At 48.9% G+C, this 15,570-nt stretch carries 13 protein-coding genes; 5 read left to right on the top strand and 8 right to left on the bottom strand.

Annotation, left to right across the window (positions count from 1 at the left end; genetic code table 11):
- Positions 1-28 precede the first annotated feature (28 nt).
- Positions 29-1,318, top strand: coding sequence for a phosphopyruvate hydratase (eno, locus tag AB4124_RS08740; RefSeq protein ID WP_076326196.1), 1,290 nt, complete (start codon positions 29-31; stop codon positions 1,316-1,318).
- A gap of 1,084 nt (positions 1,319-2,402) precedes the next feature.
- Here the strand turns inward: eno and AB4124_RS08735 are convergent.
- The 4 genes from AB4124_RS08735 to AB4124_RS08720 all read right to left on the bottom strand — a co-directional run bounded on the left by AB4124_RS08735 (position 2,403) and on the right by AB4124_RS08720 (position 6,959).
- A complete protein-coding gene (locus AB4124_RS08735) occupies positions 2,403-3,161 on the bottom strand; it encodes a DUF4367 domain-containing protein (RefSeq protein WP_441972404.1) in 759 nt (252 codons plus the stop codon).
- Positions 3,162-3,555: 394 nt separating this feature from the next.
- Positions 3,556-4,320, bottom strand: a complete 765-nt coding sequence (locus tag AB4124_RS08730; RefSeq protein WP_441972402.1) for a DUF4367 domain-containing protein — start codon at positions 4,318-4,320, stop codon at positions 3,556-3,558.
- A gap of 379 nt (positions 4,321-4,699) precedes the next feature.
- The gene (locus tag AB4124_RS08725; RefSeq protein ID WP_441972401.1) at positions 4,700-6,406 is read right to left on the bottom strand and encodes a DUF4179 domain-containing protein; all 1,707 of its coding nucleotides are present in this window, start codon (positions 6,404-6,406) and stop codon (positions 4,700-4,702) included.
- Positions 6,354-6,959, bottom strand: a complete 606-nt coding sequence (locus AB4124_RS08720) for an RNA polymerase sigma factor (protein ID WP_430109945.1) — start codon at positions 6,957-6,959, stop codon at positions 6,354-6,356. Before AB4124_RS08720 ends, AB4124_RS08725 begins: the two co-directional genes overlap by 53 nt.
- 409 nt (positions 6,960-7,368) lie before the next feature.
- On the opposite strand from AB4124_RS08720, the gene AB4124_RS08715 reads away from it, so the two are divergent.
- From AB4124_RS08715 to AB4124_RS08705, 3 genes are all read left to right on the top strand, one after another.
- Complete coding sequence (locus AB4124_RS08715; protein WP_441972399.1) at positions 7,369-7,644, top strand: hypothetical protein; 276 nt, start codon at positions 7,369-7,371, stop codon at positions 7,642-7,644.
- A gap of 903 nt (positions 7,645-8,547) precedes the next feature.
- Entirely contained in the window at positions 8,548-9,252 is a 705-nt protein-coding gene (locus AB4124_RS08710; protein ID WP_430109950.1) for a reverse transcriptase domain-containing protein, read from the top strand.
- A gap of 20 nt (positions 9,253-9,272) precedes the next feature.
- Positions 9,273-9,614 (top strand): group II intron maturase-specific domain-containing protein, encoded by a 342-nt coding sequence (locus AB4124_RS08705; protein ID WP_430109953.1) that lies wholly within the window; start codon positions 9,273-9,275, stop codon positions 9,612-9,614.
- Between the two features lie 100 nt (positions 9,615-9,714).
- Here AB4124_RS08705 and AB4124_RS08700 read toward each other — a convergent pair whose 3' ends face one another.
- Positions 9,715-10,599, bottom strand: a complete 885-nt coding sequence (locus tag AB4124_RS08700) for a LysR family transcriptional regulator (protein WP_215156679.1) — start codon at positions 10,597-10,599, stop codon at positions 9,715-9,717.
- Positions 10,600-10,708: 109 nt separating this feature from the next.
- Here AB4124_RS08700 and aroC point away from each other — a divergent pair, with 109 nt between their 5' ends.
- The gene (aroC, locus tag AB4124_RS08695) at positions 10,709-11,767 is read left to right on the top strand and encodes a chorismate synthase (protein ID WP_076322659.1); all 1,059 of its coding nucleotides are present in this window, start codon (positions 10,709-10,711) and stop codon (positions 11,765-11,767) included.
- 390 nt (positions 11,768-12,157) lie between these two features.
- Here aroC and AB4124_RS08690 read toward each other — a convergent pair whose 3' ends face one another.
- From AB4124_RS08690 to AB4124_RS08680, 3 genes are all read right to left on the bottom strand, one after another.
- A complete protein-coding gene (locus AB4124_RS08690; protein WP_441972397.1) occupies positions 12,158-13,282 on the bottom strand; it encodes an NADH:flavin oxidoreductase in 1,125 nt (374 codons plus the stop codon).
- 117 nt (positions 13,283-13,399) lie between these two features.
- The gene (locus AB4124_RS08685; RefSeq protein ID WP_076322657.1) at positions 13,400-13,711 is read right to left on the bottom strand and encodes an ArsR/SmtB family transcription factor; all 312 of its coding nucleotides are present in this window, start codon (positions 13,709-13,711) and stop codon (positions 13,400-13,402) included.
- A 120-nt stretch (positions 13,712-13,831) separates the two neighbouring features.
- Positions 13,832-15,352 (bottom strand): flavocytochrome c, encoded by a 1,521-nt coding sequence (locus tag AB4124_RS08680; protein WP_441972395.1) that lies wholly within the window; start codon positions 15,350-15,352, stop codon positions 13,832-13,834.
- Positions 15,353-15,570: the final 218 nt, after the last annotated feature.

The raw sequence follows: 15,570 nt of genomic DNA, 5'->3' as shown, positions 1-15,570 counted from the left end.
AACATAACATTAAAAGGAGACTATACACATGACTATTATTTCTGATGTATATGCACGTGAAGTCCTTGACTCCCGCGGTAATCCAACCGTAGAGGTTGAAGTATACCTGGAATCCGGTGCAATCGGTCGCGCGATCGTTCCATCCGGTGCTTCCACTGGCATTCACGAAGCCGTTGAGCTTCGCGACGACGACAAATCCCGTTACCTGGGCAAAGGCGTTCTGAAAGCCGTTGAGAACGTGAACGAAATTATCGCTCCTGAAGTGATCGGCATGGACGCTCTGGACCAGCTCGGCATTGACAAGCTGATGATCGCTTTGGACGGTACGCCAAACAAAGGCAAACTGGGTGCGAACGCAATTCTGGCCGTATCCATGGCTGTAGCTCGCGCTGCTGCTGATGCATTGGATCTTCCATTGTACGTTTACCTTGGCGGATTCAACGCCAAACAACTTCCAGTACCTATGATGAACATCGTGAACGGTGGCGCTCACGCGGACAACAACGTTGACGTTCAAGAGTTCATGGTATTGCCTGTTGGCGCTCCTAGCTTCAAAGAAGCGCTTCGCATGGGCGCTGAAATCTTCCACAACCTGAAATCCGTTCTGAAGGGCAAAGGCCTGAACACGGCGGTTGGTGACGAAGGCGGCTTCGCTCCTAACTTTACATCCAACGAAGATGCACTGTCTTCCATCATCGAAGCGATCGAAAAAGCCGGCTACAAGCCAGGCGAAGATGTATTGCTGGGTATGGACGTTGCTTCCACCGAGTTCTTCAAAGATGGCAAGTATGTTCTGGAAGGCGAAGGCAAATCCTTCACACCAGCAGAATTCGTGGACTTGCTCGCTTCTTGGGTAGACAAATACCCGATCGTAACCATCGAAGACGGATGCTCCGAGGACGATTGGGAAGGTTGGAAATTGCTCACCGAGAAATTGGGTAACAAAATTCAACTCGTGGGTGACGACCTGTTCGTTACCAACACCGAGCGTCTGGAAAAAGGTATCAACGAAGGCATCGGTAACTCCATCCTGATCAAAGTAAACCAAATCGGCACATTGACAGAAACATTCGATGCGATCGAAATGGCAAAACGCGCAGGATACACGGCTGTAATCTCCCACCGTTCCGGTGAGTCCGAGGACAGCACGATCGCTGATATCGCAGTAGCTACGAACGCAGGTCAGATCAAAACGGGTGCTCCTTCCCGTACAGACCGTGTGGCAAAATACAACCAATTGCTTCGCATCGAAGATCAATTGGGTGAACTTGCTCAATACAACGGCTTGAAGTCGTTTTACAACTTGAAGCGCAAATAATTGAAATAATAGAAAGCCCAACTCCTGCTTTTGAGGGAGCTGGGCTTTTTTGCATTAACTTGAGGGATGTCTGGGGGAGGGAGTGGCTGCACACTCTGATATGGTGCTGTGGGACGGTGCGTATATCGGTTCCGGTCGCTGTTAAAATCGGGAAGCAGGAATGAAATAGGTTTAAGGAAGCTTCCCGATTTTAAAGGCGAACGCGATGCTCCTCCACCCGATATACGCACCTGAGCAGGGGAGAGGTGTGCAGCCTCTTGGGTGTGGGAGGGGGAGAAAGGGAAGGGCGGCACACTCTGTTATCGTGCCGTGGGACGGTGCGTATATCGGTTCCGGTCGCTGTTAAAATGAGATTGCCTTTTTAAAGGAGTCTGGGTATGAAATCTATGAAATCCATGAACTTAATTTGATGACATTGGCAGATCATTGTGTTGATGATTTGTTAAAAGCCGATGAGAGTTTGAATTAGCAGTGCGAAGAAGCTGTCGATTTGGAATAGAAAGCCAGTCGCCGCACTTTTTGAAATCAACGATAACAACGAACTCATTATGAGTTGTATAGTGCCTATAGGGTGAGAGTCATTTTATATTCTCGGTACCGGAAGGGTATACCCCTTCTAAGCACCTGCCAGATCTTACATGCGACGAATGGATGCATCGTATCCAAGAAGCGAAAGCGTCTGGTGGGATTTCAGAAGAGCTTGCGGATAAGATGCTTTTAAGCTTACAGCGACTGCCGGACTTATCCCCTAACCAAAAAGCGTGTATTTCCTTCAGTAATGCCTGTATAGAGTACTTTTCACATTTGGTTTTACAACCACGGACGCTTTCAGAATAATCTAAACGACCGTTCCCTAGTGGCATTCAGGGAGACGGTCGCAGCATAAAGCAGCATAAAGCTGCCTTTTTTATTCTGTCTACTTGGGCACTGCCAACTGTCTCGTGATCTGCCCGCACGAAAAAGCCGGCCAGATCCATGTTTCGATCTGACCGGCTTCTTCAGAACCCTTGCTAAGTATGCCTGCATTTATCCTTGCATCGCCGGCTTTCTACATCTGATCATTGCTGATAAAGTTTAATCCGCCTTACTTCTTAACAGCCGTCTCTGCAAACTTGATCAAGTCTTCTTTGGTGAGCGGGTTGCCCGGATTGGTTGTGATGTTGTATACATGATCCTCATCTGACCAACTCAGTACATTTCTTACCCATTCAGGATGCTTCTTGGCTGTCTCGGCATCATATTGGTCCGATGTGAAGTACCGGTATTCGCCGCTCGACTTATCTTTGTTAATCTTGTGGGATACTTGCATCTGCAAATTGTCTTTTCCGTTTGCAAATTCCAGATTAATTTCACCCATTTCCTTCCAGTCAAACTTTTTGTAATAAACGCCTTTTCCTTGGGCCTCAGCTTCAGCTTTCACTTCTTTTTGATACTCCGTACGATTCTTGACAATCGGTGGTTGAATGTTTCCTTTCACAAATTTATATCCTTCAGGCAGACCTTCTGGCGCTTGAAGCACAGGACCCTGCAGTTTGGTTGCCTGGTTCAGGTAATCCTCATAGTTTGTGAATTTGAACATATCCAGGTAATACAAGAATTCAGAGCCACCATTGAGATTTTTATCGCTTACGTACAAGAGATACATATCTCCTGTATTTTTTTGCTGCAATTTTTGGCTGAGTTCTTTCTTTGCCGCGTCAACGGCCTTCTGATCAGCAGCCGGAGCTTTCGCTGTGACCGCCTCTGCGGAATTATTGACCGTAGCTGCCTCCGTCATATTTGCAGTGCCAAACAGCATCGCGATACCTGTTGCGACAACCGCCGCCTTTACTGGGATTTTCATGTGTATATTTCTCCTCTCTTTTCTTATACTTAAGTGATGTGTGAAGGCTAGGCTTATCATTTGGGATCCCTTTGTGCCAGCTTCTATGATATAAACACAACCCGTTAAAATTAGGTTCACTCTTTTTGGACAATTCTAGAAAAAATATCAATAAGTTATTAAACTCCAATAAGTGAGCTGGCTACACGTTGATTCCGTTATCGCTTCATCAGTGTGTCCTGAAGCGATCCAAGGAAGGAAACAGACCGACAGAAAGGAGACAAGACATAAAAAAACCGGCCAGACTCATATTGAATCCGACCGGCCTCCCTTCATGCCCTTGCTATATACCGCTGTGTAATCTTTGGTTCCCAAGTCTCCCGCTTCTCCTACGGCAAGCTATGACTAAGATATCTTATTTCTTTACTGCTGTTTCTGCGAGTTTGATCAATTCCTCTTTAGTAAGCGGGTTACCCGGATTGGTTGTAATATTGTAAATGTAATATTGATCTGACCAACTCAGCGTGTTACTGACAAATTCGGGATGTTTCTTTGCCATCTCAGCATCGAATTCATCTGCCGTATGGTAATTATATCCGCCGTTCCCCTTATCTTTGCCCACATAGTAGGCTACTTGCATTTGCAAATTGTCTTTTCCGTTTGCAAAATGCAGATTGATTTCGCCAAATTCCTTCCAATCAAACTTTTTGTAATGAACGCCTTTCCTTTGTGCTGCAGCCTCAGCCTTGACTTCTTTTTGATACTGCGCGAGATACTTAATAAGTGGAGGCTGGATGTTTCCTTTCACAAATTTATATCCTTCAGGCAGGGCCTTCGGCATCGTTAGCGTTGGTCCTTTTAGCTTGGCTGCCTGGTTTAGATAATCCTCATATGTTTTGAACTGGAGCAGGTTCATGTAATTCATAAATTCACTGCCGCCATTCAGCGCCTTATCCCTTACGTACAGGATATATAAATCTCCCGGATTTTTTTGTGCGAGCTTCTTGGAAATTTCCGCCTTGGCGGCTTCAAAAGCCTTTTTATCAACAGCCGAAGTCTTTACCGCCGTCTGTGACGATTTACTGACCACCTTGTTTGCGGCCGCTTCCGGCATATTCACTGATCCAAACAACACCGCGATTCCTGCTACGACAACCGCCGCTTTCATTGCTTTTTTCATATGTATTTCCTCTCTCCTTTACACCTTGCGCGTATTCTATTAAAGGTCGTAAGACCATGCTGGCCGCCATCATTAGAAATCTCTGCCGTGCCAGCTTCTACGATATAAACACAGCCCAGGAAAATTTGGTTCACTAATTTTAAACATATGCGATGCTGCATCCTTTCCCTCAGCTCTCCCTTCTATACCAAGAAACTCCTGCAAATGTGCAGGCTTTTGCGGCAATTCAGGCGGAAAACGCCAAACAAGCTGACGCCGATGAAGGATCGACGCCAGCTCGCTGTCGGTTAAAGGAGCTTCTCGCTAAATGGAGCATAAAAAAACCTTGAGCGTTCCCCATGCTATCCGCATATTTCACTAATGCAAATAACGAGTCATATTATTGCAGCTTAAATGCAAGATTTCGGTCCGGATGCCAGATATGATAAATCTTGATATAAAGTTCAAGTTCAGTTCTGTCAAACCCCGGGAAGACATTAACACGATCGTTGGAGACCCATGGAGTGCTTCCCTCTATATAAACAATTCTCGAGAGGATTTGTTCACCCTCCTGTTCATAATATGTTTGATCAATACCTCCGAATCGTTCATTCGTGCTGCCCGTTTTCACATAGAGCTTTCCGTTTGCTTTGTAATAAGTCCACTTAACGGGATAACCTTCAACGTCAGTGGTGACCGTTTGTTTTTCACCAGATATATTCTTAAGCAAAACCGGATGCGCGTAATCTGACTTCGACTCTTTCTCATTTTGCAGCATCAGTTCCATCGGTGTATCAGGAGTAACTTGAAGATCCGGCGGAACATCAAACAGCAACGTCTTCATGTAAGGTTCAGGTTCATCGTCGCCCCCGTTCTCTAATGCCATGTATCCTTCGAGCTTCCGGCCGTTGATGGACAAAAAGGTATTTTCGAAGATAGGGTATTGATGCGCCTCCGGGGTTTGGATCTCAATCCGGATACCTGTAGGCCTAATAATCAGCTTGCGAATCGTGGAAGTTCCAAACGACGTTTCAAAACGAATATTCAGTTCTCGCGTAACCGAGGCATTCAAAGATTTCTCTTTGTTCAGGTTTAAAGTGCCGACATTCCACTCTCCATCTATTTTTTGCCCCTCCACGAGGTAAACCAAATCGAATGTGATGCCTTTCTGGTTGATATCTTTCCAACGATAATAATCCCTCGATCCATAAACTCCGTCCGCGTCCGGCCAAGCCGAACCCAGCCTCTCCGATTTCACCAGTTTACCGTCTTTCATTACCTGGATTCGCGGCGAGGCCGTATCCGCCGCTTGCTTATTCATATATCTAAGAGATGATTTGATCTGTACCCCCTCCGCTCCTTGATTCACCACCTCAATGTTCAAGGTGTCGATCCCGTCTTTTTTAATCGGGAAGGTCTGGATGCCGTCTTGCGAAGTGTCCAGGTTAAACGGAACCCGCTTGTCACGATACTCTTGCAGCCCCCGCACAATAAATTGCACATCCGTCTCTACGCCGGGAAAAGTCCAATCCGTTTCGAAAAAACCGTTATATTGCTTATTCTCCGTGTCCCATCTATGCGAGTAATATCCATTTTTCCAGTACATCTCCATCTCTCGGCCGCCCTTGACCTGCGTGATTTTCTCCCCATCCGCTTGGCGCAACTCTACTTCGGAAAATCCCCACTTCCGTGCCTGTTTGTCTTTCGGATCAAAACTGTACAGCAGCGTGGTCCCGTTGTCATCGGACATCGCTGAATCAATAGTAAAGGTAACGTCGCTTGCAGTAACGCTCTTGTTAAGCGTTTGTCCGAATCCTTGATCAAGTGCCGCTTTCAATCCCGGCCGAAACGTAAAATCCCATTTTCCGGACATGGAGGCAAGGACTGGGGTTGCAATAATGACAAAAGCAATCGAGGACAAAAAAGCAAGACGGCGTCCATGCAAAAATCCAGTGCGTTTTGTCCGTTTAACCACTGTAGGCGCTTGTTCCTGTTGCCTGTCAGCCGCAATTTTAAGCCACATCGCGTCAAAGTCCGGGTAGGTGTGGTTGCCTTCACCGCCCAGTTGCTGTGCAAGAACTTTCTCCTCTGGTTCCTGCTTGCTCATATTCCGCACCATCCTTTCCTCTGATCGTTTGCTTTTCGGCAATATGCCCTGGCGGAAGTTCTTCCTCATCGAGCTCGTCCATCATGTTCTTCATCAGCTTTAGCCCTCTATTCAAGCGGGACTTCACCGTGCCGAGCGGGATATCCAGTACCTCTGCGATATCTGCCAAGGGCAGATCATTGGTAAAGCGGAGCATAACGACAATTTTAATTTTATCCGGCAGCCGGTCCATGCGGCGCTTCCACTCATCCTTCGTCTCCTGCTGCTCTACAAGGGCTAACGAGGACGGTGCAGCTTTTTCCCGCTGGAATATAAGAAGCAAATTCTCTCTCATGCGTCTCGCCTTGCTTGCCCGCAGATGGTTCAAACAATGATTGACGGTTATGCGCATCAGCCATGTTTTGTGATACTCAACCTGCTCCCAGCCGGAGGTTAACGCCTTCATAAATACTTCTTGACATACATCCTCGGCATCCGACGCATTGCGCAGCATATAGTAACAGGTCCTGTGCACGTCTTTGTTGTACCGTTCAAAAAACTCCCTCTCCGTCAAGCAGGCTCCCCACCTTTCTTGTGCTCTACTATATTAAGTTAACAACACAGAGAGATAAAAGGTTCAATTCCTATATTCAGGATTTTGCAAAATCCTCATATTAAATAACTCCTGTACGGAAATTTGATAGAAGAGATATTTATAGTATGACGGATTGTTAAGCCAAGTGCGACAGTTCCTCTGTAAAGGATTCGTAAGCAGTCTTCCAGCCCAAACTGCCCGTTATCTTAGTCGGTAAGTTCAGATTACAACTTTTTTATCGACCTCATCCTCCCCCTGCCATCAGTCGGGAATGTGTTCAAGTTCTTGTCAAAATCGGGAATGGGATGGGTCTAAATTCCTTGAAGCACCTCCATAAAAGAGCGGAAATCGTCTGTATTAAAATAGGCATGTCTTCGGATCGTAGGTCATGCAATCAAATCCCTCATTTTACTATTATGATCATGGCATCGTGATCCGCTTCGATCCAGACGAAGGCATCCCTGAGCTGGTCTGTGCCTATAGATTAGAAGCGCTGGATTCCGAAGGGAATTGGATCACGCTTGCCTCGGAGGCGAATAACCGCCGCCGTAAAAGAGTCCACCGTTTGGAGGAGCCCGTTCAGAGCGCGACGCTTCGGTTGGTGGTGGAGAGTACGAACGGCTCGGACTATGCAGAGGTTATCGAAGTGAGGGGTTATAGTTAGCTTTCTTAAAGCTGAGTGTTGGTTCCTGTAACAGGTGTCAGCTTTTAACATGATTGGATTTGATGAGGATCTAACTTATATCTGCTGAACCGATAGTCGATAAAAACGAAGCAAAGGCAGCCGTATCCTGTTGCCTTTTTCAGTGTGCCCGGCATGGGCGATAACTTGGCGGTGAAAGTCCGCTACAGGCTTGGCAGTAGGAACTGTTAGCCAAAGGCAAGGGTGTCGGCCGTGAGGCCGAATCTGAAGGAAGCCGGAGGCAAACCCTCGGTCTGACGAACAGAAATCACATAGAAGGCATGCTGGGATTGACGAGCTTGCATTACAAAGCAAAGTCCAATACTGCCCGAATCCCAGGATGTAAATGTGGCAGATGGATGAGGGGAAGGTTATCGCTCTTACCCGGGGAGATCTCACAGACGTGGAGTAGGGAAAAAAATCCGAAAGACGGAGTAAAGCTCGCTGTGAGAAGTCAGCAGAAGCCGTACTACCGGGAAGTTTTTTTTCTCGAGAAGGGCTGAACAATCGTAAGTCTTGAATACATACAGGAAGGAGAGCCGGTGCAATGAAAGCAGAATACCGAAAGGGCTGCCTGTAAAGGGATAGTGTTGAACACGAAGAGTATGCAGGAGCGCAGAGCATCGACACTCGGGAGAGTAGAGAAAGGGACGGTGCAATCGACTTGCTGGAAAGGATACTGAGCAGGGACAACCTGAACAAGGCCTACAAGCAGGTCAAGCGCAATCACGGAGCACCGGGAATCGACGGAATGACAGTCGAGGCGGCATTGCCGTGGCTGCGGGAAAACAGAGACGAACTCTTGCAATGCATCCGGGAAGGTAGATACAAGCCGAGTTCGGTGCGGCGCGGCGCAAGGAAATCCCCAAACCAGATGGAAGCGGAGTGAGAAAGCTCGGCATTCCCACGGTCGTGGATCGCATCATCCAGCAAGCCATCGCCCAGCAGTTGCAACCGCGGTTTGAGCCGCTTTTCTCGGATGGAAGCTACGGCTATCGCCCAGGGCGGAGTGCGCAGCAGGCGATCCGAAAAGTGAAAGCTTATGCGGAGCAGGGATGGGTCCACGCGGTAGAAATTGACCTCTCGAAGTACTTCGACACGCTGAACCATGAGCTGTTGATGAACCTCCTGCGCAAACAAATCGAGGACAAGCGCGTAACTGACCTGATTAAGAAGTATCTGAAAAGCGGAGTGATGGAAAACGGGGTACGCCACGAAACAGAGGAAGGCTCTCCTCAGGGAGGTCCCCTGTCGCCGCTTTTGGCAAACATCTACCTGAACGAATTCGATCAGGAGATGAGAAGCCGAGGAGTAATCGTCATCCGCTATGCAAATGACATCGTAGTGCTGGCGAAGAGCAAACGGGCGGCGGAGCGATTGCTGGAGTCATGCCGAAAATACCTTGAAAACAAACTGAGGCTCCAGATGAATGCGCGGAAAAGTAAAGTGGTAAGCGTAGTGGCTCGAAAGGATTTCAAATTCCTCGGCTTTGCCTTGGGGAAGAATGGAAGTGGCGTATATATCCGCGTACATCGGCAATCCCTGGCAAAGGCAAAGAGGAAGTTGAAAGAGCTAACGAGCCGGAGTTAAGGCAGGAATGCCCGACAGTGATGGAGAACGTAAAGGTCTACATTCGCGGATGGATCGGTTATTTCTATGTAGCCGACATGAAGCGAATCCTGCAAAGCTGGAATGAATGGCTGCGAAGACGGATGCGCATGTACATCTGGAAGCAATGGAAGAAGTCGAGAACAAAGGTACAGAACCTGCGGAAGCTGGGAGTACCAGAGTGGCAGGCCTATTCATGGGGAAACACCCGGCTAGGTTACTGGCGCATTGCCGGAAGTGCGATACTGCAACGCTCTGTTACAAACGAAAAGCTCGCACAGGCAGGGTATTATGACTTCCCTGCTCAGTACGAGCGTCTGCGTCAATTGCACTTAAACGGTTGAACCGCCGTATACCGAACGGTACGTACGGTGGTGTGGAAGGTTGGCTACTCAACTAATGGGTAGCCTCCTATCCGATTGGTGAATGGTCGATGAAAAATCGTCAATTCTGCTGCAGCATCTCCAAAAATGCCCCTGCAGCAAGCGAGGGCGACACCTGCTTCCGAACTGCGACTCCGATATATCGATCCGGTAATGGCGTTTCTGTTCGAAGCTCTAGCAAGGAACCGTCCGAGATGCGGGACGCGACGAAGGCTCGCGGCAAGAATGCTGTTCCATAACCGCGCTCGGCAAATTCCGCTAACATGTCCAGGCTGTTCAACTCGAAGTCGGCTTCCACTTCCACTCCTTGTGACCGGAACCACCCTTCGATGAAGGAGCGCGTCGAGCTGCCGGGGGATAGCATTAAGAGGGGGAGCTCCGCCAACTGTTCTGTACGAAGGGGCTCTCGCGCCCATTCTGCGAAGGCCGTTCCGATCACAGCGCAATAAGGGGAGTCATGCGAGTCGATGATCTTGATCTCTTCATCCGATACGGGCAGGTGAACAAAGCCGAGATCCAATGAGCCTTTCTTTAAGCGCTCCAAAATGCTGCTTGTCCGCTCCTGTGACAGCTGAATACGGATGTCGGGATAGCGGACATGGAATCGGTCGAGCAAGGCGAGGAGAAAGTCCTTGAGGATTGCCCCGTTCGCGCCAATCCTCAGCCTGCCTTCGCTGAACTGCTGTAGCCTTTTCAAGCGGCGCTCGGCTGAATCAAGTTCATCGAATGCTTGCCTTACATGCTGATACAAGGCCTGACCTTCTTGCGTTAAGCGGACACCCTTGGATAACCGGTCGAACAGCCCTACACCGAGTGCTTCTTCCAACTGCTTGATGGCGTAACTCACAGAAGGCTGTGTCATATGGAGGTTTTGCGCAGCTTTCGTCAGATTGGAAGTCTCTGCCGCATGCAGGAACACTCGATACCATTCCGTGTTTGCGATCATTTGTCATCAATCCTCTCTATGGGAACTCTTCGATATTGCGATTTCATTTATTTCAAATATACCTCTAAACTGAAGGAGAAGGAATCGAAAGTATTCGGGAGGTATGGACATGGCAGGGAGTACGTTTGGAGAGCGGTTAAAAATGACTACGTTCGGGGAGTCACACGGAGAAGCAGTGGGCGTCATTTTGGAAGGCGTCACACCGGGCGTTGAGCTGGACGAGGCCTACATTCAGATTCAGATGGATCGAAGAAGACCCGGGCAATCCTCAGTTACAACTCCTCGCAAGGAATACGATAAGATACGAATTTTATCCGGTCTTTTCGAGGGGCGAACGACGGGAACGCCACTGTGCATCATGCTTAATAACACCGACATGCGCCCGTCGGCATACGACACAATCAAATCGGCCTACCGGCCCGGGCATGCGGATTTCACTTATGAAAAGAAATACAAGATCCGCGACTATCGCGGCAGCGGAAGAGCTTCGGGAAGGGAGACAGCTGCGCGAGTGGCTGCCGGAGCAGTGGCGCGCAAGCTTTTGGAACGTCGGGGCGTCTCCATCATGGCTTATACGACGGAGATTGGTGGCATCCGATGTGAGCAATTCGACGCCGATGCTATCGAACAAAATGCCGTTCGCGCGTGTGATCCCGAAGCGGCCGTTCGCATGATCGAGATGATCGAACGACTGGCAGAAGAAGGCGACAGCTGCGGGGGGATCGTCGAATGTCGAATTAGCGGCATTGCCGCAGGACTGGGGGAGCCCGTATTCGACAAGCTTGACGCTGAGTTAGCGAAGGCAATGTTATCTGTTGGCGCGATTAAGGGCATTGAATTCGGGACGGGCTTCCAAGCGGCCTCTATGCGGGGAAGCGAACATAACGATCAGATGGACGCAGGAGGGTTCCGGACGAACCATGCCGGCGGGATCATCGGTGGTATCAGCACTGGGGCGGACATCGTGTTTCGAGTCGTCGTAAAGCCGACTTCATCCATTTCTATCCCTCAACAGACTGTCGATGTGGACGGCAACGAACGAGAGATTGCGACGATCGGCAGGCACGATCCATGCATCTGTCCCCGCGTCGTACCCGTGATCGAAGCGATGGCTTGCATGGTAATCGAGGATCATTACAAGCGTCAAGCCGCCCTGCAAGACGAATAGCCGTCTGGATGAAGCCGACCCGAGAGTATCAGCTGTGTCTCATTTCAGCCATCGGGTATTTCTGGCTGTATGTTTCGCCACGTCAATTCTTCGGAAAACGGTCCGTTGAATGGAGCTAGAAGTGGCGGTCCCATGAGCGGCAGGCTGTCCAGGTCAGCGGTAAGAGCAAATTATTATACAGCAAAAAACCGGAAGAGACAGAAGTCTTCTTCCGGTTTTTGCATTTAAGAGATAAGAAAGTATAAACATCCGAGGCTTAGCATCCTTATCTCGCAAGAAAAACTTCCGCTACATGCGGTCTGTCTACTGTGAAAGTACGTCGATCGACGTTTTTCTTATATTTAAAGATCCAATGCGGCTATAAGTCCCGGGGAGGGGACTGAAATCGCATTAAACCAGGGTTTTCAAGGAATCCGGCGTGAATGGTGCCAACTCGTCGAAACGTCCGTCTCGAACCTTAGCAGCCCACTCTGGATCAGCCAGCAGGGCACGGCCTACGGCAACCAGGTCAAATTCATGCTCCTCAAGGCGGTTCAGCAGCTCTTCAAGGTCCTTCTGGCCGGCACCCTTGCCTTGGGTGAAGAGACTGGTAAACACTTCATCCAAGCCAACAGAACCAACGGTGATGACCGTTTTCCCCGTCAGTTTCTTGGCCCATCCAGCAAAGTTCAGGTCAGAACCTTCGAATTCAGGCTCCCAGAAGCGGCGGGTCGAGCAGTGGAATATATCGACCCCGGCGTCAGACAGCGCGGTTAACAACTGACCCAGCTTTTCAGGCGTATCCGCCAGCTTTGCTTCATATTGGGTCGTCTTCCATTGGGATAAGCGGATAGCAACCGGGAAGTCCGGACCCACCGCCTCACGTACGGCTTTCACCACTTCGACCGCAAAGCGGGCGCGCTTCAGCATGTCACCTCCGTATTCATCGGTACGCTGGTTCGTTCTTTCCCAGAGGAATTGGTCGATCAGGTATCCGTGGGCACCATGGATTTCTACTCCGTCAAAGCCAATGCGCTTGGCATTCGCGGCCGCATCGGCATAAGCTTGAATGACCTGCTCGATCTCATCCTTGGTCATCGGTTTCGTGACGACGTTGCCGTCCAGGTCAAGTCCGGATGGTCCGATGGGAAGTGCCTTCGGATTTGGCTCGGCGCCTATTGGTCTAGTCATGCCGATATGCCAAATTTGCGGCATGATCTTACCGCCGACTTCATGGACCTGACGGACCACCTCGGCCCAGCCGTTCAATGCGGCTTCACCATGGAAGTTAGGCACATTGGGGCTATCGGTAGCCGCTGGATGGTTAATCAGTGTTCCTTCGGTAATGATCAATCCGACGCCATTCTCCGCACGCCGGCGGTAGTAAGCGGCCACATCCGGGCCTGGAACGCCGTTAGGGGAGAACCCGCGCGTCATAGGGGCCATCACCACGCGGGACGAAAGAGTAAGGTTACCGATGGTAAATGGCTCGAATAGGGATGCTGTAGAACGGACATTTTGATTTTGGTTGGTCATGTATGGAATCCTCCAATATGTTTAATATGCTTTTCTGTATTTTCATAAAAATAGATATATATGATAAAAAGAAAGAGCTTTTAAGCTTAATCTTCAATTTCACTTTGCTTTTTAAGCCTAAAGCTCTTTCTTGAGTTGTTCGATAAAACGCTGAATGCCTTCCTCATTCCGTCTGTAATATGTCCACTGGCCCGCTCGATGGGATTCCAGTAGACCGGCCTTTTGCAATTTTACCAGATAGCCAGAAACGACCGACTGAGCGAGTCCTGTTTTATCCGAAATGGAGCCCACGCAGATACCGCCCTGAAAATCACATTTCGAAGGCATGTGATCCTGCGGAGCAAAATGTTCCTCCGGATGCTTCAGCCACTCCAGGATTTTAAACCGGGACTCGTTTGATAGTGCTTTGATGGTTTGTAAGGTATCCATACGCTTATTATATCTATTTTTATAGAAATGTAAATATGGTTTTTAAAAAGATGGCTATCGGAAGATCAAAACAAGACCAAGCGTTTGTTGTTTTGCCGTATGAAGGATGCAGACTACAGCTTACCGTGCTCCCACAAATTCAGCTGATTTGATGCCGGCTTGGCGGCCGAAAATAATGATCTCGGCAACAGAGTTGCCACCGATCCGGTTTTGACCGTGCAATCCGCCTGTTAGTTCACCGGCTGCAAACAATCCTGGAATAGGCTTGCCGTCTTTATCCAAAACTTCCGTGTTCGTGTTGATTTTTACGCCGCCCATGGTGTAGTGAATACCGGGGGCGATTTGGATGGCATGGTATGGCGCTTCGGACAAGTCGTTATCCATGCCTGTCGTTCTGTCGAATTCGGTATCTTTATTGTTCTTCACCGCACTGTTCCATGTATCCAGTGTGGCTTTAAGCTGATCAACTGGAACGTCCATTTCTTTGGCTAAAGACTCGATCGAATCACCGTGAATGACAAAGCCCATTTTCTCATATTGCTGAATCGCTTTGACGCGGGATTTTACCCCGGAATCGAACACAAGAAAAGCCGATTTTTCAGGAAGCTTATTGATGGCGGCGGTGACGTTGTCCCGAGTATCCAGCTCGTTTGTGAAACGTTTGCCTTGGCTGGTCACGAGGATGGCTCCTTCTCCTCGAACGGCTTCCCCGATGAGATAAGATTTCTCCTGCTGCACCGTAGGGTGAACCTGGATTTGATCCATATCGACCGTTGTACCGCCGAGCTTTTCAATCATGGTGATGCCGTCACCGGTGCTGCCTTCCTGGTTGGTGGTCACGTACCCTTTCAGATCGGACCGAACTTCGGAAATCATGTCCATATTGGCTCCGAAACCGCCGGTTGTCACAACGACGGCATCTGCTGCAATGTTTTTCTCATCATTCTCGTTGAAGATGACTTTGACGCCGTTTACCTTGCCGTCTTTTTCCGTAATATCCGTTACCTTGGCATTGACGAATAGCGGAATTTCTTGTTCTTGTACATTTTTTACCAGTCCGTTGACAAGGTATTGTCCTACTGCTGAGCCGTCCTCAGGACGGTGCGTGCGTTTTTCGTTCATGCCGCCCGTAATGGTGATATTGTTCAACCGAATCCCAATGGAATCCAGCCAATCGATCGCGCTTGCCGAGTTGTCAACGAAGAAACGAAGCATGTCTTTGTCGTTGGTTCCATGACCGCCCTTTAAAGTCTCTTCATAAAATAAATCGTTGTTGTCCTTAATGCCCTGTTCTTGTTGGAACTTGGTTTCGGAAGCATTCATGCCCGAAGATGATTTTATGGTATTCCCGCCGGCAATCGGCATTTTTTCAAAAATGACCGGATTCATGCCTTTTTCTTTTGCCTCAAGGGCAGCAGACATACCGGCTCCGCCTGCACCGACGATGATGATATCATACTTTTCTTTGAGCTGATCGATCGGCGTATAACCGGTTTGGGACGCACCCGAAACGGCCGTTTCTTGGTCTTCTTCTTTTTTCGCGTTGTCCTGACTCTGATCCTGGTTCCCGCTGCCGCATCCCGCGATAGCAAGCATGAAAGAGAGAATGAGTATAAGCGTTGCTGCAAACTTCCTTTTCACTGTGTAACCCTCCATTTTCTCTATATCTATTTAGTTGACCATAAAGAGCCAATCGAAAAAGGAGGTCGTAACGTAGGAAAGCGAGAAGCGAAAGGGAACGTGAGCGTGACCTTTACTCTTCGAATCTCAGATCTTCCCCAGTTGCCTCCCTCCGGTCAGCCTCGTCAGGTCCACTTTATTGTAATATAGAGCAATCAATTATGTGGTGAATTATTTCA

This window comes from Paenibacillus sp. 2KB_20 (genome assembly GCF_052115765.1).
Classification (GTDB): domain Bacteria; phylum Bacillota; class Bacilli; order Paenibacillales; family Paenibacillaceae; genus Paenibacillus_AQ.
The sequence above is the reverse complement of the archived record's forward strand: the minus strand, read 5'-3'. Positions and strand labels throughout refer to the sequence as shown.

What these genes read in the sequence shown, in the direction of transcription:
- eno (WP_076326196.1), top strand. Translation starts at nt 29, where the DNA reads ATGACTATTATTTCTGATGTATATGCACGTGAAGTCCTTGACTCCCGC.
- AB4124_RS08735 (WP_441972404.1), bottom strand. Translation starts at nt 3,161, where the DNA reads ATGAAAATCCCAGTAAAGGCGGCGGTTGTCGCAACAGGTATCGCGATG.
- AB4124_RS08730 (WP_441972402.1), bottom strand. Translation starts at nt 4,320, where the DNA reads ATGAAAAAAGCAATGAAAGCGGCGGTTGTCGTAGCAGGAATCGCGGTG.
- AB4124_RS08725 (WP_441972401.1), bottom strand. Translation starts at nt 6,406, where the DNA reads ATGAGCAAGCAGGAACCAGAGGAGAAAGTTCTTGCACAGCAACTGGGC.
- AB4124_RS08715 (WP_441972399.1), top strand. Translation starts at nt 7,369, where the DNA reads ATGCAATCAAATCCCTCATTTTACTATTATGATCATGGCATCGTGATC.
- AB4124_RS08705 (WP_430109953.1), top strand. Translation starts at nt 9,273, where the DNA reads ATGGAGAACGTAAAGGTCTACATTCGCGGATGGATCGGTTATTTCTAT.
- AB4124_RS08700 (WP_215156679.1), bottom strand. Translation starts at nt 10,599, where the DNA reads ATGATCGCAAACACGGAATGGTATCGAGTGTTCCTGCATGCGGCAGAG.
- aroC (WP_076322659.1), top strand. Translation starts at nt 10,709, where the DNA reads ATGGCAGGGAGTACGTTTGGAGAGCGGTTAAAAATGACTACGTTCGGG.
- AB4124_RS08690 (WP_441972397.1), bottom strand. Translation starts at nt 13,282, where the DNA reads ATGACCAACCAAAATCAAAATGTCCGTTCTACAGCATCCCTATTCGAG.
- AB4124_RS08685 (WP_076322657.1), bottom strand. Translation starts at nt 13,711, where the DNA reads ATGGATACCTTACAAACCATCAAAGCACTATCAAACGAGTCCCGGTTT.